Raw genomic sequence first — 23,710 nt, forward strand, 5'->3', positions numbered from 1 at the left:
GCGTCACCTGTGACAAAGGGGCTGTCCCTTTGTCACATTATTCGATGACGGTGCGAGAGTTTTGCTTGCGCATGGTGGCGAGCATGTGTTTGGGGACGGCGTGGACCATGCAACTGCCGATAGTTGCGCTCGCGGCGGCCTTGGCGGCATCGCTTGCGTTTTTGGTCGCGTAGCTGTGGCGGAAGCGTTTGAGCATGGCGATGTCGTTGCCGCCGTCTCCGTAAACCGCGACCTCATCCTCGGCAATGCCGTAGTAGCCCGCCAGCCAGGCCACGCTCTCGCCCTTGTTGCACGCCACGTCCGTGATCTCGAACATCACCGGATCGAACGGCGCGTTGACCACGCGGTCCGATCGCTCGGCCAAATACGCCTTAAGGTCGCGCTCCAGCTCGGGCGAGGTCACGCGACAGTTAATCTTGCATACATCGTGACGCAGGATGTCGCCGATCGACTGATCGAAATACTGCTCCTCGTGATACCCGCCACGTGCACGCATGCCGCGCATCACAATACGCTTGATGGGGCTGTCCTTTTTAAAGCCCGCCTGGTGCATCTCGAACGAACCGCTCGAGAACATGCCGTCGGGCGTGGAGCAGTCGAAGCAAATGTCCGGGAACGCCTTGAGCAGCTCCTCGGTAACCTGCGGGTCGATGGTCCAGGTTTTGAGCACCTCGCCATGACTGTCGCGCACGATGGAGCCGTTAGAGCAGCAGGCGTCAAGCGCCAGGCCCGTAAAGCCATGCTCGCCGACCGGCAGCGTCGAGCGTCCGGTCGCGGGAACCACATGCAGGCCAGCCTCGGTCAGCTCGCGAATGGCACGGCGGATGGTCCCATCCGCCTCATGCAGGGCGTTCAGCAGCGTTCCGTCTAAGTCACTCGCAAACATCTTGATCATGGGCATGCCTCTCCTTCGTCTGCACGATATTGTAGACGAAAGAGAGGCATGCCCAAACAATGCCGTCCTGGCGTGGCGGGCCACTGCCTCCGCAAATTCACGGTGCCCCAGCGCGTTAAGACAATCGCCGCAAGCGATTTTTCAGCCGATGAAACAGCGCCGTCGTCAACGTCAGCACCGCCAACATAGCTGCGAATACAATCACCGGTGCCCATCGATCATATGCAACCCCGTACGTCAATTGGCCGATAGGTGTTGCGCAGGAAAGGACCATGTAAACGACCGAAAGCACTTTTCCGCAGAGCTCAGTCGGCGCTACCCGCTGAACAAACGCGATGATTTCAACCGACGCAATGCTTGCCCACACCATGATCCATGCCGAACCAACCGCAAACACGGTGAACACGCATGCATCTGCGCCGAACAGTTGCGCGACAATAATCGGTGCGACTCCAAAACAGATCATCGCAACATATCGACATATGCCATTGAGAGAAAAGCGATGCGGCCAAATGCCGACCAAGCCACTGCCGATAAGACCACCCAGGCCCAGAGCAACCTCAACTATCCCAACGCAGGACGATTGCATGCCGAGATGCTTTGTAACAATAATGGGAGCGCCAATCGTTAGCCCAACCAACGCAAGGTTCAAAACTGTCGCAAGCAAAATCACAGCGACCAATGATGCATTTTGCAACAGATACCGAATCGACTCCCGAAAATCGTTTCGGCATGTCGTACGAGTCGCGCCGTCTCCCATCGTTTCAGATGAGGCATTTTGCTTGAGTACGCCACCAAACAACAGAGCTGAAATCGCAAACGTTACCGACGCGATTGTGCAAAGAGCATCGATGCCAAAGCACCCATAGACTGCCGTCCCGACCACAGGACCCAAGATATTGCTCACCATGGTCACCTGCGAAACCAATGCAGTGGCCCGCTCAACCTTCTTTTCACCCGCCATGCGCACCGTCTCCATTTGGAGTATTGGCTTTAGCAGCGATTGAGCGCCATATTGAACACAAAGTATCGCTACTACGACGACCGCAAGAGGCAATGAGTGCTTCATGGGGATAGACAGCAGTGATGCAGTCATCAGAGCAATGCCGAGGGCCACGAGGGCCTCGCGATGTCTTCCCCTATCCGCCAAGATTCCGCCAATCGGAGTTGCGAGTACGCCGGGTATGAACGCTATCGCCACGGCGGCGCCATATAACGTTGACGATCTGCTGCAATCGAACAAGTAAAGCGGATACGCAAAGCACAGCGCCGACAGCATCGAATACGTGCACAGCTGCGCAACCAGAAGTTCCGCGAGCCTGATTGACCGCACTGTTTTTGATTTCAACGAGACGCCGACGTCTCTCAGCCCAGCCATAAGCCCACCCCCTATACATACCACTAGTATGTATTTAATGACTTGAAAAGGGCAGCCGTGGCTACCCTCACAAATCAATTACATACCGTTGGTATCTATATTACCACCCAGCGCGGTCCCATACGTCCCAAATCCGTGCCGTTGTCTGGAGCACTTCCTCGCCCAAATCGAGTCCCACCGCAGCGGCCATCTGCGCCAGACATTGTGCACGAGCGAGCATTCGCTCCTTGGGCTCGAGCGGACGGAACAGCGGCAGCAGCCAGAGATTCGCCAGCAACGATACGGCCTCCGCCGCTTCGCGCGGGCATTCGCACGCAATGGAGCCGTCGGCGATGCCCTCCTCGATCACTGGCAAGAGACAGCCCTCGGCTGACTCGTCAAACGAGCCCTGGTACTGCATCGCCAGTAGACGCGAGCTTTTTACCGGATCCGCCGCAGGATGCATGCGTGCCCATAGCTCAATTTGCGGAACAACGGACTCGGGCGCGTACAGCCGCCTGAGCTTTTGGGCTCCGGTCATATTACCGACGCCAAGCATCGAGCGGCGGTGCTCAACAATCGGAGTCATCGCCCGATCAAACGCGGCGTTGAAAATCTCTTCTTTGCTCTTGAAGTGATGATAGACAGCGCCCTTGGTCATGCCGTCGAGACGGTCAACGATATCTTGAATACTCGTCCCCTCATAACCCTGTGCGCAGAATAGCTCCAGTGCCGCGTCGAGAATCTTCGCGACCGTCTCCTCGGGATATTTATTGCGACCCATAATCCGCCCATCCGCAACGCAAGTCTTGTGCCTCATTGCAGCATTTTAACGTTGCGGATGGCAGACGGTCGATTCTACACCGCGGCCGGGCCGTGTTCGCCGGTGCGAATACGGATGACTTCTTCGACCGGCTCGACCCAAATCTTGCCGTCTCCAACGGCACCGGTGCGGGCGGCATTGCAGATGATGTCGACAATTCCGTCAACGTGCTCATCAGCGCAGATGAGGGTGAACTGCACCTTGGGGATGGTATTGACGAGCAGTTCGTTGCCGCGCACGTATTCCTTCCAGCCATGCTGTGCGCCACAGCCCTGCACCTGGTTGATAGTCATGCCGCGAACATCAGCAGCAAACAGCGCATCTTTGAGAACCTCAAGCTTCTCCTGGCGCACGATAGCCGTGATCTTTTTCATAATGAATTCCTCTCTTTAATAAAAGAAATTGATTGTCCTTCACATGGCACGGGTTTTCCAGGTGCCACAGACCAACCTTGTAGATCAGATAAGTGCAACTAACAGGTCTTAGCAGGTTTCCCAAGTGCCGCAGATCGGCCTGAAAGAGGAGTGCCGCGTACTTAAGGTACGCAAACGACGATTGAAGGCCGAGGTGCGGTGCTTGGGGAAGCTGCTAATCGAGTCCGGAGAACGAAGGGTAGGCGCTCTCGCCGTGCTGACTGGCATCCAAGCCCAGCGCCTCATCGGCCTCGTCCACGCGCAGGCTGCCGCGGAACAGCGCCTTGACCACCGCGGCAATCACCAAGTCGAGCACCAGCACAATAGCGACCGTCACCACAATGCCCAGGATTTGCGAGATGAGCAGCGACATATCACCCGTGTAGAACAGGCCGCCCTTACCGGTCCACGAAAGCTCCGGCACGCAGAACAGGCCCGTGAGCACGCCGCCCAAGATGCCGCCGATACCATGGCAGCCAAACGCGTCGAGCGCATCGTCGTAGCCGAACTTGGTCTTGAGATGGCTGATGGCCAGGTAACAGACGGGAGAGACGATCAGGCCCATGACCAGCGCCGCCCACGGCTCGACAAAGCCCGCGCCCGGCGTGACCACCACAAGGCCCGCAACCAGACCGGTGCTGGCGCCCACCAGCGTGGGACGACCGGTGTGCACGCGCTCGACGGCAAGCCACGAGACCATGCCCGCCGCGCTGGCCGTCACGGTGTTGAGGATGGCGAGCGCCGCCACGGCGTCGGCCTTAAACTCGCTGCCGCCGTTAAATCCAAACCAGCCAAACCAAAGCAGGCCGGCGCCCAGTGCTACAAACGGCACGTTATGCGGACGATAGCTCACCATGCCAAAGCCGCGACGACGGCCGAGCATTAAGCAGAGAATCAGGCCCGTAAGACCGGACGAAATGTGCACCACGTCGCCGCCGGCAAAGTCGAGCGCTCCGATGATGTCGCCGATAAAGGAGCCATCGCCGCCCCAAACCATGTGGGCGAGCGGCGCGTAAACCACGAGCAGCCAAATGCCCAGGAAAGCCGTCATGACACCAAACTTAACGCGACCTGCCAGGCTGCCCGTGACGATAGCGGCGGTGATCATGGCAAACGCCATCTGGAAGGCGATGTTGATGATCTGAGGATAGACGGCACCGTCCGTGGCATTGCCCTCGGCCGCCTGCAGCACCTGGTTGAGCACCGGTAGGCACAGCAACTGGTCAAGGCCTCCAATAAACGGGCTGGAACCGTCGCCGCCGTAGGCCAGCGACCAGCCAGCAACAATCCACAGTACACCAACCAGGCCAATGGCGCCAAAGCACATAAGCATGGTGTTGATGACATTTTTGCGCCTGGACAGGCCGCCATAGAAAAACGCCAGACCCGGTGTCATTAAAAACACGAGCATGGTGCAGATGAGCATAAACGTTGTCGATCCCGTATCGTACATTCGCTCCCCCTTGGTCGCATGAACGTTGTCGGCGCTCATGATGCGGCCGAGGGCCAACTGGTGTAGACCAGATACGGCGTTGTTAAACGCTGCGTTGTCGAATGGAAACGGTGCCGCAATCTTGGAAACGGCACGGCAACGGGCGCGAAACGAACGGGAAACGTGCGAACGAGAAGGGCGCGCTTGGCTCCGTTCTGGCTAGCGGCGGAACAGCTCGCGGGCTCGGTCGCGGAGGTCGGTAGCTCGGATGACGCCCTCGTAGCGATTGATGCGCAGACGCGGGAAGGCGTTAAAGAAGCGCAGGTCACGACGGCTGAGCGACACACTCGGCACCGGACGGCTCATGCGCTTGCCGGTACGGAGACGGGTGAGCGACGGACGGGGCACGCTCGGCGCGGCATCGGCCACGCGGCGGGCAGCGAGCGCCAGGCCGCGAGCACCATCCGAGATAAACGTCGGCATCGAAGCCTTCTCGCGCAGGGCATCGAGCGCCGCGTCGCCCAGCTCGGCCAGCCAAGCGTTAACGGCGCGACCGCGGATATGCGTCTGCGCCACCGAGTCAATCGCCGAATCGGGAATACGTTCGAGCATAGAGTCGGAGGCGTCGGCAAGCGACTCATTGATGCGGTCGGCAAGGTCGGCACGCACACGCTCAAGCTGATCGGACAGGCGGCGCCAGCTGGCCAACGAGCACACCGCATCGACCATCATCGCGACCGCGACGATAAAGGCGGACAGCCGCACAATCAGCACCGGCAGATGGCCAAGCAGCCCCAGCAATGCCGGCTCCACTAAACGGCAAATACACAACGCACCCAAGCCAAACGCGCAGGCCCAGTACAGGCAGATGCGTCCGTGCAGGTTAAACGGCAGATGCGAGTAATCCCAAAACCGGGCACCCGTCGTTTTTTCCAACAGCACGCCCACGCTATATTCGATCACGCTGCATACGAGCGCGGCAGCGACAAACTGGCTCGAGGCATCCGGAATCCCGCGCAACAGCAGCCAGCAGGCAATGCCGCCCGCGCCATAGATTGGGCAGCACGGCCCCAGCAAAAAGCCGCTGTTGGCAAATCGTCCGTGATTAAGCATGGCGCAGACTGTCGACTCCCATGCCCAGCCGCAAAACCCGTAAAAGGCAAACGAGAGCACCAGCGCCGAGAGTGGGCAGGCGGCAAGCGTCGCGCCGCCAAATGCCATGTCGATCGCGGTTCCCACCGTCTACTCACTCCTCTTTTCGTTCGATTCTTTGCTCGAGCCGTCACTCGGGCCCTCGTTCAAATCGTTCGCGCCGCCTTTGCGCGGCAGACGGCCGGCAATCGTCTCGCGCAGTGCGCACCATTTATCCGCCAGGCACACAATCCATGCCTCACGACACGTCGGCGGCACCGGTACCAGCGGAAACATATGCCGTACGATAATATTCCGCTCGCGCGGCGTCAGCTCAAAATCTTCCTCCGCACGCGCCAAGGCAAAAAACGGGTGGCGAAAGCCATGCAGCCGATGGCTTGGGTCGGGATCGTGCCAGTCATAGAGAAAGTAATCGTGTAACAGAGCTCCGCGCAGCAACGAGGCGCGGTCGACCGAGACACCGACGCGGCCCAGGCGCTCGGCAAAGGACAGGCTCGCGCGCGCTACCGAAGTCACATGCGCATACACCGTCACATCGCCGTGCTGGATAAACTCGCGCGTCAGGTCCAGACGGCCCGCCTGCGCCAGTTGACGGGCAGCATGGTCTACTTCGCGTGCGATGTTCTCGGCACGAACGACATCGGACATGCTGCCTCCTTCCAGCGGCTCACGGCGGCAAGCCACGGCCTGTGCACAATCGATAAAAACATCATGGAACATATCAGTATGGCATCGGACAAAACGTTTTGCCCCACCAGTTGGCGAATTACCGCGCCGCCGTCACATATCAAACGCCAAAATGTGCGAGACTGTCTTGTGCAATTGTGTCGGCCGAGGGAGCGCCGACGCTCGATTCGCATGGAGTAACCCACAACGATGCTGCTTACGCAAACGACAACGCCCGAGGACGTCAAGGCTCTTAATCGTGCCGAGCTCCCGCAGCTCTGCGACGAGATTCGCCACGCCATCCTCGAAAGCTCCGCCGCCGTCGGCGGGCACGTTGCTCCCAACTTGGGCGTCGTTGAGCTTACGGTTGCGCTTCATCGCGTGTTTAACTCCCCCATCGACAAGATTGTCTTTGACGTTTCGCACCAGACCTACGCCCACAAGGCGCTGACGGGGCGCGCGTACACTTATATCGATCCGGAGCGTTATGGTGAGGCTTCTGGCTTTGCCAATCCCGACGAGTCCGAGCATGACCTGTTTGCCATGGGGCACACCTCGACCTCGGTGAGCCTGGGCTGCGGCCTGGCGCACGCTCGTGACCTGGCGGGCGATGCATACAACGTCATCGCCATCATTGGCGACGGCTCGCTTTCGGGCGGCTTGGCGTTTGAGGGCTTCAACAATGCCGCCGAGCTCGATAGCAACCTGATCATCATCGTCAATGACAACGACCAGTCCATCGCCGAAAACCACGGTGGCCTGTATCGCAATCTGGCCGAGCTGCGCGCCAGCAACGGCACCTGCGAGCGCAACGTTTTCCGCGCGATGGGGCTCGACTACCGCTACCTGGACGCCGGTAACGATGTGTTAGCCCTCGTCGACGCGCTGCAGGAAATGCGCAATATCGATCATCCCATCGTACTGCACGTCTCCACCTCCAAGGGCAAGGGCTTTGAGCCGGCCCAGAGCGACCCCGAGCGCTGGCACCACGTGGGTCCGTTTGACATGGCGACCGGCCGCAAGCTCTGCCCGGGCCATCCAAGCGAGCCTGCGCCGCGCACCTATGCCGACATTACGGGCGAGGCGCTCAGCGCCGCCATCGAGCGCGATCCGCAGGTCGTGGGCATCACGGCCGCCACGCCCTACATCATGGGCTTTACACCCGAGCTTCGCGCTGCCGCCGGCAAACAGTTTGTTGACGTGGGCATTGCCGAGGAGCACGCCGTCACCTTTGCCACCGCGCTTGCGCGCTCGGGCGCCAAGCCAGTCTTTGGTGTGTACGGCACGTTTTTGCAGCGCGCCTACGACGAGCTGTGGCACGACCTGTGCCTCAACGACGCCCCCGCAACCATCCTGGTGTTTGGCGCATCGATCTTTGGCACCACATCCGAGACGCACCTTTCGTTCTTTGATATCTCCATGCTGGGCGGTCTTCCCAACATGCGCTACTTGGCGCCGGCCTGCATGGAGGAATATCTGTCCATGCTGAGCTGGTCGCTCGACCACCGCGAGCATCCCGCGGCGATCCGCGTACCGGGCATTGGCCTGGTAAGCCGCCCCGATCTGGCACCCGTCGAAGACACCGACTACAGCGCCGTTCGCTACAACGTGGTGCGTCAAGGCCGCGACGTTGCCGTGCTCGCGCTCGGCGATTTCTTTGAGCTGGGCGAGCGCGTGGCAAACCGCTTGGCTGCCGAGTACGGCATCGAGGCCACGCTCGTCAACACGCGCTTTGCAACCGAGCTCGACCGCAAGCTCCTCGACAGCCTTGCCGCCGAGCATCGCGTCGTCGTCACCCTCGAGGACGGCATCTTGGACGGCGGCTGGGGCGAGCGCGTGGCGTGCTACCTGGCCTGCATGCCCGTGCGCGCGCGCACCTTTGGCATCGCCAAGGGCTTCCCCGACCGCTACGACCCCAACGAGCTGCTCGCTCAGAACGGCATGACGGTCGAGAACATGGCCGCCGAAGCCGTGAGACTACTCAACGAGTAAGAAAACCTCCGCAAGGGAAGCATCCCTGCGGAGGTTTTTATTTTCGCGACGCGATTATCTCAATCTGTAACATCTAGGGCCCGAATTCCCGTCTACCTGTTACAGATCGAGACAAGACGTCTTAGTCCCTGGCCTTTGTCTCGATCTGTAACAGATAGAGACCTTTTGGCCGTCCAGATGTTACAGATTGAGACATTCGAATTCCCCTGAAGAGAAAATCTCAATCTGTAACAACTACTCGGCAAAAGCGACTGCAGATGTTACAGATTGAGACAAAGTAGCGAGACAGGCCACCACATCTGCAAGAACCACCACGAAGGTGCCTGTCCTTTTTGATAGACGCAATAACCCATAAGGTAAGTATGTTTCTGAGTTATTTCGTGTTGACCCATTTGAGCGGGATAGGGTATAACTCTACTCAACCGCTAGGGATTTTATTGAGAAAGGTGTTCTCCCATGAGCAAGAACCTCTCCCAGCAGGTCGTTCTCGACCGCCGCGGCTTCGTTGCCGCCACCTTCGCAACCGTCGCCGGCCTTGGTCTTGCCGGCTGCTCCGACACCAGCGCCGAGGCCGACAAGGGTTCCGCCGCCGGCTCCTCCAAGAGCTCCAATGATACCGAGGCTTCCACCACGCTCGACGCTAAGGCATTCGACAAGCTCGTCGACAACGGTCCCAAGGCCGATGACGACGCCATCGCCGCCAGCGCCTGGGCCACGGCCGTCAAGGACGCCGGCGTCTTTAAGATCGGTGGCGTTCAGACCTCCACGCTCTTCTCCCTCCTCAACGAGAAAGACGGTCAGACCCGCGGCTTCGATGCCGGTATCGCACAGCTCCTGTCCAACTACATTCTGGGCGAGAACAAGGTCGAGATCACCCAGGTGACCTCGGACACGCGCGAGTCTGTCCTGCAGAACGGCCAGGTCGACGCCGTCTTTGCCACCTACACCATCACTGACGAGCGCAAGAAGCTCGTCTCCTTCGCCGGCCCCTACTACTACACGCAGCAGGCCATCCTGGTGCTCGCCGATAACGACGGCATCAAGAGCGTCGACGACCTGGCCGACAAGAACGTCGCCGTCCAGTCCGGCTCCAACGGCCCCGCCATCCTGGAGGAGTTCGCCCCCAAGGCCAGCCAGCAGGAGTTCAAGACCGACGAGGAGGCCCGCCAGGCACTCCAGCAGGGTCGCGTTGATGCCTACGTCATCGATAACAACATGCAGCAGAGCGCCCTGGTTCGCGAGCCCGGCAAGTACAAGATCGCCGGCAAGCCCTTCGGCAGCAAGGAGCCTTACGGCATCGGCCTGCCGCTCGATTCCGACGGCGTCGCCTTCGTCAACGACTTCCTTAAGAAGATCGAGGACGACGGCACCTGGACTGAGCTGTGGCAGATCTGCATCGGCGACCGTACGGGCGACACCAATGTTCCCGAGCTGCCCGAGGTCGGCGCCTAAGCGGCGAGCCTAGTAACGGCCGCAACGAAACCATACGGAAACGCATGATGCGCTTTATTGCGGTAAACTGTTTCCTCACTGAGTTGTCGGGGCTTCCGTACACACGGGAGCCCCTTTCCTTATCGGCGGGAGGTCCGCATGAGTCTCTCCGAACTCTGGTCGCTCTATGGCCAGAACTATATCGACGCGCTGCTAGCAACCTGGGGCATGACGCTTGAGTCGTTTGCCATCGCCATGGTGCTGGCCGTCGCCGTCACCGTGATGCGCGTGTCGCCGCTCAAGCCGCTGCGCGTCTTTGGCGACCTGTATGTCCAGGTCTTCCGTAACATCCCCGGCATCGCACTGCTCATCATCGTCGTCTATGCGCTGCCGCCGCTCAAGGTCGTCCTACCCTACCGCACCTGCGTTATCGTCGCCACGGTTCTTTTGGGCTCGGCCTTTGGCTCCGAGAACTTTATGAGCGGCATCAACACCGTCGGCGTCGGTCAGGTCGAAGCCGCACGTTCGCTCGGCATGAGCTTCAGCCGTATCCTCGCCAAGATCGTGATTCCGCAGGCACTGCGCTCGAGCGTGCTGCCCATGACCAACCTCTTTATCGCCGTCATGCTCACCACCGCGCTCGGCAGCCAGGTGCCGCTTAAGCCGCAAGAGCTCACCGGCGTGGTGAGCTACATCAACACGCGCTCACTTGGCGGCGTCGCCGCGTTCTTTATCTCGGCGCTCGGCTACCTGGGCACGGCCTTTGTGGTGAGCCACATTGGCAACTACATTGATAAGAAGGTGAGGATCATCCGATGAGCAAGCATTCCTCCCCTGCGCTTACCATGCGCGATGCGCTCTACGAGGCTCCCGGCCCCAAGATGCGCGCCAAGATTCGCATCGGCACCGCCATCTCGCTTGTTGCCGTCGCCGCGCTTGTCGTCCTCGTGTTGCAGCGCTTTTATGTGACCGGCCAGCTTTCGGTTCACTATTGGTATTTCTTTACGCACCTCACCACCTGGAAGTTCCTGCTTGCCGGCTTTGAGGGCACCGTTAAAGTCGCACTCACCGCTGGCGCCATCGCGCTGGTGCTGGGCTTAGCCCTTATGCTCGGCCGTACCAGCGACATTAAGCCGCTGCAGCTGGTCTGCCGCGTGCTCACCGATTTCTTCCGCGGCGTACCGAGCCTGCTGTTCATCTACTTCTTCTTTTTGGTGCTGCCTCAGTACAAGATCGCGCTGCCGTCGTTTTGGATGCTCACGCTTCCCGTCGCGCTCGCTGCAGCTGGCGTACTTGCCGAGATCTTCCGTGCCGGCGTCAACGCCGTGCCGCGCGGTCAGGTCGAGGCAGCCCAGGCACTCGGTCTCTCCAAGGCCAAAATCACCTTTAAAATCGTGTTGCCGCAGGCTATTCGGTTTATCATTCCGTCCTTGATTTCGCAGCTTGTGGTCGTAGTCAAGGACACCACCGTTGCCTACGTGGTGAGCTACCCCGACCTCATGCAAAACGCCCGCGTGCTCATTACCAACTACGACGCCCTCGTGTCGGTCTACCTGGTAATCGCGGTCATCTATATCCTCATCAACGTCGCGATCAACAAGGCCGCTGTCTATGTTTCGCACAAGACCGGCGCGACCATCATCCGCTAACGCTTTACCATTTCGAGTCATAAGGAGCCGAGCACCATGGCACAGAGCACCTCTTCCACCGGCAATCAGCCGCTGATCGAGCTCAGACACGTCGATAAGCACTATGGCGATCTGCACGTCCTCAACGACATCAATCTCTCGGTCGACCGCGGCGAGGTCGTCGTTGTGATCGGTCCCTCGGGCTCGGGCAAGTCGACCATGTGCCGCACCATCAACCGCCTGGAAACCATCGATTCGGGCGAGATCCTCATCGAGGGCGAGCCCCTGCCGCAGGAAGGCAAGGACCTCGCCCGCATGCGTGCTGAGCTGGGCATGGTGTTCCAGCAGTTCAACCTGTTTGCGCATATGACCGTACTGCAGAACGTCATGCTGGGGCCGGTCGATGTACTGGGCGTGTCCAAGGAGGAAGCTCGTGAGCGCGCCATGGACCTGCTGAGCCGCGTGGGCGTGGCCGAGCAGGCCGACAAGGTGCCCGCACAGCTTTCGGGCGGCCAGCAGCAGCGCGTGGCCATCGCCCGTTCACTCGCCATGCAGCCCAAGGCCATGCTCTTTGACGAGCCCACGAGTGCCCTTGACCCCGAAATGATCAACGAAGTGCTCGAGGTCATGGTCCGTCTGGCCCAGCAGGGCATGACGATGATCGTCATTACGCACGAGATGAACTTTGCCCGTCGCGTGGCCGATCGCGTCGTATTTATGGCCGACGGCCAGATCGTAGAAACCGGCACGCCCGATGAGTTCTTCGACCACCCCCAGACCAAGCGCGCCCAGGACTTCCTCAACTCCATCAAGGGCCACTAACCCAATTGCCATATTCGCCCGCCATGCTCATCCAAACTCGAAAGTTACACCTATGATCGGAACACGTACTTCATCGTCCTACACCCCGCATGTCGACGTCGCCCCCGCCGACCGCCCACTCATCCTCGTCGCGCCGCGCTGGGAAGAGGCGAAGCCGTTTTTAAGCGAGACGCTCTCCCCCAACGAGGAGATCGCAAGTGTCTTTGTCGATGCCATCCTTGCCACCGGCGGCCTGCCGCTGCAGATGTCCATCACCGAGGACATTGAGGTCATCCGTCATTATGTCGATATCGCCGACGGCATCGCCATTCCCGGCGGCCCCGATGTCAATCCCAAACGTTGGGGCGATGATCGACCCTACGACCCCACGCTGTGCTGCGAGATCCGCGATAGCTTTGAGTTTAAGCTGGTCGACGAGGTACTCCGCGCCAAAAAGCCGCTCTTTACCACCTGCCGCGGCACGCAGCTGCTCAACGTCGCCACCGGCGGCACCCTGTGCATGGACGTGCCGAGCCTGGGCGCGCGCGAGGGTCGCACGCAGTGGCGCCACACCCACGTGCTCAACGACCCCGTGCACCCTGTCGAGGTCATGCCGGGCTCGCTGCTGGAGCGCGCGGTTGGCGGGCACAGGCTGATCCAGACCAACTCCGCACACCACTGCTGCGTCGACCGTCTGGGTAAGAGCACGCGCTTGGTCGCCAAGGCAACCGACGGCGTTCCCGAGTGCATCGAGGTCGAGGGGCAACCCTTCTGCCTAGGCGTGCAATGGCACCCTGAGTACACGTGGAAGACGCTCGAGACCGACTTTAACCTGTGGAAGTCGTTTGTCGAGGCAGCGGCCAAGGTAAAGCAGGCGCGCTAGCTCGCGAATCACACAGGCTTAAACCTTCCATGCCGGGGGGCAGACACCAGCCACGGTGCCCGCCCCCCGGCATTTGGTATGCTCGGTATGATTACCCCTCACAAACAATCAAAGAAATCTCGACCGCAATCGGTCTACGGTAAAGCAAATGGTAAAAACGCTTGCTACGTTAATTAGGCAGTCGATTAGAATCGAAATGCTTTGACTATTCCCCAACGGGGTCACGCCACAAATCCACATGAGCATCGAGGACGGAAGCGGAAGCATGGAAATGGCCCCGAGCTGTATGTAGATCGCTACGACGTTGACAAGCAGCAGCATGCCAATCGGACCGAAGCCGGATCCAAAATAGGAAACAACGATTACGCAAGAAACCACGTATGCAAGGCAGGCAGCGGCAGCAAGAACAAGTCGATAGCAAAATACATGCAGGTTGAAATACTGTTGAGCATCCAAAACGATTACGCAGTTAAGACAGTACAAAACGACACTCGACAGGATAAACGCGCCCAAAAGGGCAAAAGAAGACAGCACCACTCGCGCAACGATAGCGCACACACGCTTCCCTCCCCGAGCCTCCGACAACCCCCACGGTTCCTCAATAAAGCCCGAACTGACAAAGCGCGGCACAATGCAAGCCGCGATGAACGGAAAGAACAATGCATGAGCCAACGGGGCTACGTTGAACAGCAGACCGCGAAAAACCTCTGCATTACCAAATAGAAGGACATCCTCTGCCGACAGCAGAAGCGTCGGGTCTGGGAAAAAGCCCAAGAAACTGTTCTCACGGAGGCTACAGAACCACATCGGGAAAGAATTAAGCTGCAATGCCACCATGCACGCATAAATTACCAGGATTAAGGCGTACGTCCATTTGCTCACATGCTTCAATTCTGAATGAAGGAATCTTCTAGTCTGACGAGCCATTGAGCACACCCCCAGCACGAAAGCTCACCAGAGCGTAAATCAATACCGATAGGCAGCTGGCTGCCGCGCCATACCCCAGAAGCGTCAGCTGCCCCATATCGCTATACCCAAGGGCACATCCGACTCCAAGGTACGGCCCCGGAAGAAAGAAGATCCATCGCAAGGACGGTATGGGCGTCTGAAGGTAAGTTCCGTAGAGCGTCAAGCTCATGACAAATCCAATAATTATCGCAGCCCCGCTCAATACAGCGCTGCCTGTAATCCGATAGATGGTCGTCGTCTCCAACGCAACCGATATCACCAATACGGCGTTGACTATCAATGCGGGCAAAAATACAGTTAGCATGTCGTGCGAGTAGTTATGCCCTCCACGTATTATGGCTATTGCAAAAAGAAGAAGGCAAAGCGCACTATATGCTGCGCCAATTATTAAAGCAGACGAAAATGCATGGGCTAGAGCCCCATAAAAGCGGCTGAGACCTCTTGCCAAAGAAATTCGGCAGCCCTCTTCATAGCCACGCTCCTGTAGAATTACCAGGCAAACGATGAGCGGCACAAGCAGAGCTGTGCCGGCAAAGGCGCTACGCACAAGGGACTCTTCGGGTGCAGAAGGATCGATTACATTCCAGCAGAAGCCAATATCCTCCCCAAAAACGCTATTGCCAAAGGCGAGCAACGTTGTTCCGTTTTTTAGAAAGATACCGAAGAGAAGGCCGAACGCCAGCATAAGCGCAAGACCAAACTTCGCCGGAAATATCCTGTGCAAACGCATCATATCTGCCTTTATGGGATGGATCGCCCGCTTCATAGCGAGACCGCCTTCATCAAGCGCCTGTAATACTCTTTTAGGGATGACGCCTCATCCCTTATGACGTCCATCGATTCTTTTTTTGCAGTTCGCCGTCATGAATAAACAGGCAGCTTGTTGCAACCGATGCCAACTCATCCAAATCATGACTAGAGATGAGCATGGTCTTACCCTGCTCTCGATTCAATCGACCGATAAGGGCCCATATACTCTCGATGCCCAACGGATCCAATCCATTCGCCGGCTCATCGAAAATTAGTACGTCGGTGTCGCCCAATAAAGCCGTAGCTATATCCAGTCGCCGTTTCATTCCCAGAGAAAAACTGCTCACGCTCTTTTTCTCATCGACGTCCAGCCCGACTAGGCCCAAGACGCGAGGAACCTCACGTTTCTCATCGAGCCCCCATTCCGCACATCGGATCCGAAGATTCTCAGCCGCACTGAGGGATTGGTATGCTCCGCAGGAATCTGGCACATAGCCGACACGCGTCCGCATCAGGCTCAGCTCTTTTTTCGACTTGCCTCCAAAGAGCTCCACGCTCCCCGACGACGGCTCGCAGAGGCCCAAGACGATTTTAATTAGCGTGCTTTTGCCCGCACCGTTTGCACCAACAAGGGCAAGGAGCTCGGACTGATGCACCTCGAAGGAAACGTCATGCAAAACGCGCCGTCTCCCGTAGCGCTTTGACACCTTTGATAGCTTTATCGCTGATGCGTTCATCGGCCTCCCGTTCTGCTTGATAGCAAAACCGCTCATATCGTTCCTTCTTTCCTTTATCGTTTTTCATAGTTGTTATTGTTTTTCGATAACTCATATTTGTCAAGGTAATCTAAAAGAAAGAACCCGTGTTAGACACGGGCCCCTTTACGCTGATATTTCGTTATAGCTGTTCGCTTTATGCTACTCGTCGCTCAAATCTACAGCAAAGACTGATGTCGGAAGCAACGCCTCATTGCCTCCGCCGTCCCGCATCTGCCTCACGACATTTTTTGCACGCTCAACAATAAGCTCCTCAAGCTCTTTCTCACTCACCCGCCGAATAATATCTCCCGGTTGACAGTCAAGTTCATCGCAAATATCGAGAAGCGTCTTAAGGCGAATAGCTTTAATTTTTCCGTTTCTCAGCTTTGAAATATTAGCCGGAGTATGCCCCGTGGCACGAATCAGATCAGCACTGGTCTTTCCGGTCTTAAGCAGCTGCGTCTCAAGCTCGATGATGAGATAGCTCATGCTTCCTCCTACACAAGCTCGTCAGACTGCTCTTGGAGCAGCGAGGCATAACTCCAGATCACCGAGATACACAGACAGACAGCCGCGCCGATAAGCGACCCCGCATCAAAGGCAACGCCTTGGCAAATCTCAATAACGAAGGAATGAGGCACGACGTAAAGCTCCAGCCCACCAATGGTAAGATTGACCGATCCGTAGGCACCAATAAGCGAAACCGCGGCGTTAACAGCAAAGGCAAGCGCAAGAACACGGATAAGCCGCACATGCGTCTTGGTAAAGGGCGAGACGCCTCGCGAGATGTTACGGCTGATCCCACACAGAACGACAAGCGAAATACCCACGACGAGTGCCAGGCACAGTCCGCTTGGGATAACGATGCACCCGCCATCGAGAAGCGTCACGACGCCGAAAGAATCGACAGAGGCAACGTTTGCAACCGCATACCAGATCACGTAAACAACCAACGCGGCAAAAGCGACGAGCATCCCTGCAAAAACGGCTGCCATGCAAAAGCCAAGCTTCCTGATATTTTCGCCCGCTTTGGCCATACGCTGAACGCTGTTAGACATACACTCACCCTCATCGACTCTATCGTTATTCGAACAGTTTATCGAACAACGATATTGATTGCATGCGGAAAGCCCCGCCAGTGCGCATAGGCCATTTACTAACCCGGAGGGGTGAGCGTGGATTTTTGGACACATATCGAACGAGAGTGGATAATCTCCCACTTTGGGGCCGCCACCGGGCCTAAAACGGGAGATTATCCACTCTCATAGTCATCAAGGCCCGCAAGCACTTATTCGGCCGCCTCGCGCAGGGCCGACATCGTAGCCGCATATTGCTGACGCAGTGCATGTATCCCGTCGCGAGCACCATCAACGGTGCTGGCATTACGCAACGCCTCGGTCACCACGACCGCCGGCTCATACAGATTGTCGAACCCCAGGTTCTGGCTCACACCCTTAAGCGTATGCACGGCCATAAACGCACCCTCAACGTCCCCTGCCGCCATAGCGGCCTCCAGCTTGTCCATGCTCTCGTCATCCAAGAACTTAAGGGCAAAGCGGGCGAGCATCTCCTCGCCCATCAGGCGAACGCTGGCACCGTTGTAATCGGCGCCGATCTTCTCATACGCTTCACGCATGGAACCCATGAATTAAAACTCCTTCGGTCAAACTAAATCGTGGGAAACGCGACGACATCGGCAGGGCGTGCCAACGTCTCGGCGATACGGTCTTACACCTCGAGCAGACAGTCGAGCAGCAGCGGGTTAAACTGACCGCACTTACCGTCCAGGATCATCTGAATCGCTTCCTGGTGCGGGATGGCGTCCTTGTACACGCGCACGCTCGTGAGCGCGTCGTATACGTCGGCCACCGAAACCACCTGCGCGGCAATGGGGATCTCGTCGCCCTTAAGACCGTCGGGATAGCCCTTGCCGTCCCAGCGCTCGTGGTGCCAGCGTGCGATCTGGTACGCATATTCCAGCAAGGAATTGCCGGCATGTTGGTGACCCAGCTCAAACAGCATATCGGCACCGAGGGTGGTGTGCGTCTTCATGATCTCGAACTCCTCGGATGTCAGGCGTCCGGGCTTGTTGAGGATCGCGTCGTCGATCGACATCTTGCCGATATCGTGGAGCGCCGAGGCCATAGCGATCGTGGAACGCTGCTCGTTGTCGAGCGGGAACTGGTCGCTGCGATGCACCAGACAGCCCAGCAGCAGCTCGGTCAGCTTTTCGATATGCGTGACGTGCAGGCCGCTCTCGCCGTTGCGAAGCTCCATGACGCCGGCCATGATATCGATGAGCATGCGGCTGTTCTTGACGCGCTCGTTGTACTGCTGAGACAGCAGACTCGTCAGGCGACGCTGCTTGGCATACAGGCGGATGGTGTTACTCACGCGGCGGCGAACGACGCGTGCGTTAAACGGACGGTTGATGTAATCCGAAGCACCCAGCTCGTAGGCGCGCAGCACCACGTCATCGGAATCCTCGCTCGAGATCATGATGACGGGCAGTTTGTCAACAACCGATCGGCGCGACAGATCGGTCAGCACCTCAAAGCCGCTCACGTCCGGCATGACAATGTCCAGTAGCACGAGCGACAACTCATCGCCATAGCGGTCGACCATATCGAGCGCCGTACGACCGTTATCAGCCTCGAGGATGCAATACTCGTCCTTGAGCATCTCGTTGAGAATGGCTCGGTTCATCTCGGAGTCATCGACAATAAGCACCGAAGGCTTTTCGCTTTGGAAGGCTTCGATGGAATCGGCGTCGGTCACGACCGTACCGGCTTTTGCCTTAGCGCGGCTCAATAACTGGACAGCGCGGCCAACTCCCTCATCGACCGTCTCGCCATGAATGCGAACGCCACCAATACATGCCGTCAAGCTCACGTACTCATGGCCCGGAACAATCGTGGCATGAACGGCATCGGACACCTGATGCAGACGACGGGTGAAGTCATCGGAGGGAATATTGGGCATGACGACCACAAACTTGTCGCAGCCATAGCGCACAAGCTCGTCAGTCGAACGAATTCCGCTGCGTATGGCCGTCGCCACGGCACCGAGCGCAAGGTCGCCGGCATGACGGCCACACGTATCGTTGAAGACCCTAAAATCATCAAGGTCGATCACCGCAACGCCGGCATTCATGCGGGCGCTACGGAGCTTTTCCTCGTAATATCGGCGATTGCGCACACCCGTCAGCACGTCGGTGTAGACGAGGTCCTCTTCTGCAGCCTCTTGCTCATCGATCGGACGCACCATCAGCAGGACGTGAGGCTCGCCCTCGACCTTCAGAGGGCGCAGGCGGGCGCGGTACTCAACACCATCGTTGAGCAGTTGCTCCGACACCTCATCGGAATCTGTCAAGGCCTCAAGACTCGACTGACGCAGACAAGGGCAGCGATCGCCGGCGAGCAGGCAGTTAGGCTCGCTCTTAATCTGATCGGCCGACAGCAAACGTACCACGGGGTAGGTCCTTGCGACACGGGCGACCTCGGCGGCGGCCTCCTCGTCGGTTAGATTGACCTCGTGATTATTGAGCATACGGGGCCCTTTCGATAGTTTCGCATGGAGCGGTGGGTTCCAAATGTTACAAGGGTAACACCTTGCCGATGCAGGTAAGCACGTGAATGCCGTTACATTTTTATGAGTTGACAGGCGGCGCGATTGAAGTCGCAGACGTGAGGTTTTGAGCACATTTGTTAACACGGCCGAAACGTTTGCGAGTGAAGCCTGCTTTGGCCATTGCGGGTGTTAGAGCCCCAGGATGCCACAGACAGCCCGGGCAGCCGCTGCCGGGCGATCGCGCAGGCCGTTGTGCGCGCCGGGAACCATTACGAGTGGACAGTCCAAAAGCTCAGCCGCCATCCTCGTGCCCGCCTCGCGGGGCGTGCCAATCGAGAGCTCGCCTAGGAGCACGGCGGCCACTGTTTTTGACGCGTGAACGCTATCCCAATCGGGAACGCAGGTCATAGTAATCCCGTATTCGTTTGCCATGAAACTGCGGCCGTTGCGCAGGGCATGCTTGGCTTCCGCTTCGGTCGTTCCAGGAGCCTCGGGGTCCAAGTCGCCGAGGGCTCCCAAGAAAAGCCGGAGCGCCCTTGAAACCTTTCCAGCCGCAATCATATCGAGCAAAACCGGAGCTGCGCCCATGCCGACGCCTTCGGCCGACACAGCCGGCTCATGCAGAATCGCACGGTCGACGAGATGGGGTTCGGTACGAAGAAGCTCCAGCGCCACCAACGTACCGGCGCTGTGCGCAAGCACATTTGTCGGAGCGCCAACGTGTTCGATCACGGCTTGCAGATCGGCGGCCTGAGCGGCAAGATCATAGCTGCCGTCTGCCGCATCGCTGCTGCCACCACAGCCGCGGCGGTCGTAGGCAATTACGCGGTAGTTGCGACTGAGCTCACAAGCGATGCTGTCGAAAAATGTGCCGTCGACACAAGCGCCGTGCACGCACACCAAGGCAGGAGCATCAGGCGACACATCCAGGTCGGCATATTCGCGACAGGCAATCGTAGTGCCCGCATTCTCGACCGTAAAATCCATGTTGTGCCCCCATCATCAATGCTCATCCAGTTGCACGTCAGCACGGTTGGATGGACCCGCATTGCTTTACACCTTGTTAACAGATTAACTTTACCCGACCCGAGGCTTTTCATGGCACGGCATCATGAGCGACGTGAAAAAACGAAACTTGTAAAGCAAGAGCCCACACCTTGCTTTGGAGCCGATGCTATGCTTAGGCACAATTGTCTTGAGGAGCATATGCCTATGTCTACGTTTTTGAATGCCAGCCCCATCTTTGGGCCCGTTCGCAGCCGTCGCCTTGGTCTCTCGCTCGGCGTCAACATGATGCCGGCCAGCGGCAAAATCTGCACGTTCGACTGCATCTACTGCGAGAACGGCCTCAACGCCGAGCGCCCCTGCCATGAGCCATACAACACAGCTGCCGTGGTACTCGACGCGCTCGAGGCAAAGCTGCGCGAGATGGCAGCCGAGGGCGAGCTCCCCGATGTGATCACCTTCGCAGGCAACGGCGAGCCCACCGCCGCACCGGAGTTTCCGCAGGCCATTGCCGGCGCCGTCGCGCTGCGCGACGAGCTTGCCCCAAACTCCAAGATCGCCGTGCTCTCCAACGGCACGCGCGCCGACCGCCCCGAGGTGCACGACGCGCTCATGATGGTCGACGACAACATTCTTAAGCTCGATACCGTCGACCCGGCGTTTATCCAGCTGCTCGACCAGCCCGTTGGCCCCTACGACGTCGAGCACCAGATCGAGACGTTCGCAAGCTTTAACGGTCATGTCATTATCCAGACGATCTTTTTGACCGGCGAGTATCAGGGCAAGCTCATCGACAACACCGGCGAGGAGTACGTTGCCCCCTGGCTCGCGGCTCTTGAGCGCATTCGTCCGCAGGAAGCGACCATCTACACGGTGGCGCGCGAGACACCGGTCGCTGGCCTTGCTAAAGCGGCGCCCGGGGTGCTCGACGCCATTGCCGCGCGCGTGCGCGCCCTCGGCATTCCCTGCCAGGTGAGTTACTAGCAAAACCGCGCAGCAGCTAGTGCCGCCATCCCGCCCCATCAGTTGCGGTGATATAGTTCCTATTTGTGCTGTTAAACCGCTTAAATCGGAACTATATCACCGCAACTTTTTTGGACACGTGGGTGGGCTATACTAGCTGCGAATGAAAGGAAGTTAGCCATGTTTGACAAAGGACCCGTGCCGGGCCGCAACGACGCTTGCTGGTGCGGCAGCGGCAAAAAATATAAGAAATGTCACAGCGCCTTCGACGAGCGCCTCGAGCGCCTGTGGGAGGAGGGCTGGGAGGTTCTGCCCCGCACGCTCTACAAGACGCCCGCCGACATCGAGGGCATCAAGCGCTCCGCCGCCATCAACGTGGGCGTGCTCGACTACGTAGGCGAGCACATCGCCGCGGGCATGACCACCAACCAGATCGACCAGATGATCTACGACTACACCGTCGAGCACGGTGGCACACCGGCCGACCTCCACTACGAGGGCTACCCAAAGAGCGTGTGCACCTCGATCAACGACGTCGTCTGCCACGGCATTCCCTGTGATACGGACGTGCTGCACGAGGGCGACATCATCAACGTGGACTGCTCCACGATCCTAGACGGCTACTTTAGCGACTCGAGCCGCATGTTCTGCATCGGCGAGGTCTCGGCCGAGCGCCAGCGCCTGGTCGACGTCACCCGCGCCAGCGTGGAGGCGGGTCTGGCAGCCGTCAAGCCATGGCTGCCACTGTCCGTGATGGCCGAGGCCGTGCAAAAGACGGTCGAGGACGCCGGCTTTAGCGTGGTGCGCGAGTACGGCGGACACGGCATCGGTAAGGAGTTCCACGAGGACCCGTTTGTGGGCTTTACCACCGAGGCACCCGATGTGGACACCATCATGGCTCCGGGCATGGTCTTTACCATCGAGCCCATGGTCAATGCCGGAGCGCCCGACATCAAGATCAGCAAGGGCGATGGCTGGTGCGTGCGCACCAAGGACGGCAGCGACTCGGCCCAATGCGAGGTACAGCTTGTGGTGACCGAGGACGGTTACGAGCTGCTGAGCTGGTAGCCGTGGATGCGCCGGATGCTGACGGGCACGCTCGTCTTGCATCCGGCGTTTTTATTTGAACGTTTTGCCTGATAAAACCTGCCAAAAAAAAACCTGTCCCCTTTTGGCAGGTCGAGCGGAGAGGACTGCTTGTGAACATCCTGGTTTTGTTGCCCGTCAACGACCGCCATCGCGCAATTCTTGAGTCGAGTGCTCCGGGCGAGGACTTTATCTACACGAGCTCCAACGCCATCACGCGCAAGCAGGTCGCCGATGCGGACGTGATCTTGGGCAACATCGACCCTGGCATGCTCACGGCATGCGAGCATCTCCAGCTGTTGCAATTACAGACCGCCGGCTATGACGATTACTTGGCCGCCGGCACCGTGCCAGCCGACGCCAAATTGTCTTGCTCGGTGGGCGCCTACGGCCAGGCCGTAAGCGAGCACATGTTTGCCATGGTCCTTTCCATGATGAAGCGCCTGCCCGGCTATCACGACTTGCAGCGCGAGCATCGCTGGGAGGATTTGGGGCCGGTCACCTCGCTCAAAAACGCCAATGTGCTGGTGCTGGGCGCGGGCGATATCGGCGGCCACTTCGCCACGCTCTGCCGCAACATGGGCGCGCACGTCCGCGGCATCAAGCGCCATCCACTCGTCTACCCCATTGTGTTTGAGGACATGGACGGCATGGACGCCCTGTCCGAGCGCCTGGCCGAGGCTGACATCGTCGCATCCTTTATGCCCAGCACACCCGAGACCCGCGGCCTGGCGAACGCCGAGTTCTTCGCCGCGATGAAACCGGGCGCCTTCTTTGCCAACGGCGGCCGCGGCGACCTTGTGGTCGCCGACGACTTGGTTGCCGCCCTGGAGTCGGGACATCTCGCCGGCGCCGCGGTCGACGTCACCGACCCCGAGCCGCTGCCTGAGACAAGCCCCCTGTGGGATGCGCCCAACATGCTCATCACGCCGCACGTCTCCGGCTGGTTCCACCTGGCAGCCACGCTCAATAATGTGGTCGACATTGCCGCAGAGAATCTGCGTCACCTGCAAGCCGGCGAAACTTTACGTTGTTGGATCGAACATTAGGGTTCCGCCGTTCTAACGAACGGCGGACCGGTCGACGCTGCGCGCCGCCCAGAGCGACAATTTGTCATTCAAAAGGCAAGGCATGAC

The 23,710-nt window shown here is 58.7% G+C and carries 24 protein-coding genes; 9 read left to right on the forward strand and 15 right to left on the reverse strand.

Annotation, left to right across the window (positions count from 1 at the left end; translation table 11 throughout):
• Window positions 1–37 precede the first annotated feature (37 nt).
• The 7 genes from I2D41_RS05115 to I2D41_RS05145 form a co-directional block, all read right to left on the reverse strand.
• Entirely contained in the window at window positions 38–895 is an 858-nt protein-coding gene (locus tag I2D41_RS05115; RefSeq protein WP_195363755.1) for an HAD-IIB family hydrolase, read from the reverse strand.
• Window positions 896–1,010: 115 nt separating this feature from the next.
• Entirely contained in the window at window positions 1,011–2,273 is a 1,263-nt protein-coding gene (locus tag I2D41_RS05120; protein WP_195363756.1) for an MFS transporter, read from the reverse strand.
• Between the two features lie 100 nt (window positions 2,274–2,373).
• Complete coding sequence (locus I2D41_RS05125; protein WP_195363757.1) at window positions 2,374–3,036, reverse strand: TetR/AcrR family transcriptional regulator; 663 nt, start codon at window positions 3,034–3,036, stop codon at window positions 2,374–2,376.
• A gap of 74 nt (window positions 3,037–3,110) precedes the next feature.
• Window positions 3,111–3,449, reverse strand: coding sequence for a P-II family nitrogen regulator (locus tag I2D41_RS05130; RefSeq protein ID WP_099432138.1), 339 nt, complete (start codon window positions 3,447–3,449; stop codon window positions 3,111–3,113).
• A 214-nt stretch (window positions 3,450–3,663) separates the two neighbouring features.
• Window positions 3,664–4,941: an ammonium transporter gene (locus I2D41_RS05135; protein WP_195363758.1), complete on the reverse strand. Its 1,278-nt coding sequence runs from the start codon at window positions 4,939–4,941 to the stop codon at window positions 3,664–3,666.
• A gap of 198 nt (window positions 4,942–5,139) precedes the next feature.
• Entirely contained in the window at window positions 5,140–6,159 is a 1,020-nt protein-coding gene (locus tag I2D41_RS05140) for a putative ABC transporter permease (protein ID WP_271741656.1), read from the reverse strand.
• A gap of 3 nt (window positions 6,160–6,162) precedes the next feature.
• Complete coding sequence (locus I2D41_RS05145; RefSeq protein ID WP_195363759.1) at window positions 6,163–6,720, reverse strand: HD domain-containing protein; 558 nt, start codon at window positions 6,718–6,720, stop codon at window positions 6,163–6,165.
• 228 nt (window positions 6,721–6,948) lie between these two features.
• Here I2D41_RS05145 and I2D41_RS05150 point away from each other — a divergent pair, with 228 nt between their 5' ends.
• The 6 genes from I2D41_RS05150 (at window position 6,949) to I2D41_RS05175 (ending at window position 13,473) form a co-directional block, all read left to right on the forward strand.
• The gene (locus I2D41_RS05150; RefSeq protein ID WP_195363760.1) at window positions 6,949–8,730 is read left to right on the forward strand and encodes a 1-deoxy-D-xylulose-5-phosphate synthase; all 1,782 of its coding nucleotides are present in this window, start codon (window positions 6,949–6,951) and stop codon (window positions 8,728–8,730) included.
• 456 nt (window positions 8,731–9,186) lie between these two features.
• Entirely contained in the window at window positions 9,187–10,182 is a 996-nt protein-coding gene (locus tag I2D41_RS05155; protein WP_195363761.1) for a glutamate ABC transporter substrate-binding protein, read from the forward strand.
• A 138-nt stretch (window positions 10,183–10,320) separates the two neighbouring features.
• Window positions 10,321–10,980, forward strand: a complete 660-nt coding sequence (locus tag I2D41_RS05160) for an amino acid ABC transporter permease (protein ID WP_195363762.1) — start codon at window positions 10,321–10,323, stop codon at window positions 10,978–10,980.
• Window positions 10,977–11,810, forward strand: coding sequence for an amino acid ABC transporter permease (locus I2D41_RS05165; RefSeq protein WP_117840241.1), 834 nt, complete (start codon window positions 10,977–10,979; stop codon window positions 11,808–11,810). Before I2D41_RS05160 ends, I2D41_RS05165 begins: the two co-directional genes overlap by 4 nt.
• Before the next feature lie 36 nt (window positions 11,811–11,846).
• Window positions 11,847–12,611, forward strand: coding sequence for an amino acid ABC transporter ATP-binding protein (locus I2D41_RS05170; protein ID WP_117746439.1), 765 nt, complete (start codon window positions 11,847–11,849; stop codon window positions 12,609–12,611).
• 52 nt (window positions 12,612–12,663) lie between these two features.
• A complete protein-coding gene (locus I2D41_RS05175; protein WP_195363763.1) occupies window positions 12,664–13,473 on the forward strand; it encodes a gamma-glutamyl-gamma-aminobutyrate hydrolase family protein in 810 nt (269 codons plus the stop codon).
• A 108-nt stretch (window positions 13,474–13,581) separates the two neighbouring features.
• On the opposite strand, the gene I2D41_RS05180 is transcribed toward I2D41_RS05175, so the two are convergent.
• The 8 genes from I2D41_RS05180 to I2D41_RS05215 form a co-directional block, all read right to left on the reverse strand.
• On the reverse strand, window positions 13,582–14,400 hold the full coding sequence (locus I2D41_RS05180; protein WP_195363764.1) for a hypothetical protein: 819 nt from the start codon (window positions 14,398–14,400) through the stop codon (window positions 13,582–13,584).
• Entirely contained in the window at window positions 14,384–15,208 is an 825-nt protein-coding gene (locus I2D41_RS05185) for a hypothetical protein (protein WP_195363765.1), read from the reverse strand. The genes I2D41_RS05180 and I2D41_RS05185 overlap by 17 nt, the downstream gene beginning before the upstream one ends.
• A 58-nt stretch (window positions 15,209–15,266) precedes the next feature.
• Complete coding sequence (locus I2D41_RS05190; protein ID WP_195363766.1) at window positions 15,267–15,965, reverse strand: ABC transporter ATP-binding protein; 699 nt, start codon at window positions 15,963–15,965, stop codon at window positions 15,267–15,269.
• Window positions 15,966–16,109: 144 nt separating this feature from the next.
• Window positions 16,110–16,439 carry a helix-turn-helix domain-containing protein gene (locus I2D41_RS05195; protein ID WP_195363767.1) on the reverse strand — a complete coding sequence of 110 codons (330 nt, stop codon included), beginning with the start codon at window positions 16,437–16,439 and terminating at the stop codon, window positions 16,110–16,112.
• Between the two features lie 8 nt (window positions 16,440–16,447).
• Window positions 16,448–17,008 carry a hypothetical protein gene (locus I2D41_RS05200; protein ID WP_117798465.1) on the reverse strand — a complete coding sequence of 187 codons (561 nt, stop codon included), beginning with the start codon at window positions 17,006–17,008 and terminating at the stop codon, window positions 16,448–16,450.
• A gap of 230 nt (window positions 17,009–17,238) precedes the next feature.
• The gene (locus I2D41_RS05205) at window positions 17,239–17,595 is read right to left on the reverse strand and encodes an Hpt domain-containing protein (protein WP_195363768.1); all 357 of its coding nucleotides are present in this window, start codon (window positions 17,593–17,595) and stop codon (window positions 17,239–17,241) included.
• Window positions 17,596–17,678: 83 nt separating this feature from the next.
• Entirely contained in the window at window positions 17,679–19,499 is a 1,821-nt protein-coding gene (locus I2D41_RS05210; protein WP_195363769.1) for a diguanylate cyclase, read from the reverse strand.
• Window positions 19,500–19,709: 210 nt separating this feature from the next.
• Window positions 19,710–20,507: an alpha/beta fold hydrolase gene (locus I2D41_RS05215; protein ID WP_195363770.1), complete on the reverse strand. Its 798-nt coding sequence runs from the start codon at window positions 20,505–20,507 to the stop codon at window positions 19,710–19,712.
• A gap of 225 nt (window positions 20,508–20,732) precedes the next feature.
• Here I2D41_RS05215 and I2D41_RS05220 point away from each other — a divergent pair, with 225 nt between their 5' ends.
• The 3 genes from I2D41_RS05220 to I2D41_RS05230 all read left to right on the forward strand — a co-directional run bounded on the left by I2D41_RS05220 (window position 20,733) and on the right by I2D41_RS05230 (window position 23,623).
• Complete coding sequence (locus I2D41_RS05220; RefSeq protein ID WP_195363771.1) at window positions 20,733–21,509, forward strand: radical SAM protein; 777 nt, start codon at window positions 20,733–20,735, stop codon at window positions 21,507–21,509.
• A gap of 159 nt (window positions 21,510–21,668) precedes the next feature.
• Entirely contained in the window at window positions 21,669–22,556 is an 888-nt protein-coding gene (gene map, locus I2D41_RS05225; protein WP_195363772.1) for a type I methionyl aminopeptidase, read from the forward strand.
• Between the two features lie 131 nt (window positions 22,557–22,687).
• Window positions 22,688–23,623 carry a D-2-hydroxyacid dehydrogenase gene (locus I2D41_RS05230; protein WP_195363773.1) on the forward strand — a complete coding sequence of 312 codons (936 nt, stop codon included), beginning with the start codon at window positions 22,688–22,690 and terminating at the stop codon, window positions 23,621–23,623.
• Window positions 23,624–23,710 lie beyond the last annotated feature (87 nt).

The organism is Collinsella aerofaciens, from assembly GCF_015552075.1.
GTDB classification, from domain to species: domain Bacteria; phylum Actinomycetota; class Coriobacteriia; order Coriobacteriales; family Coriobacteriaceae; genus Collinsella; species Collinsella aerofaciens_Y.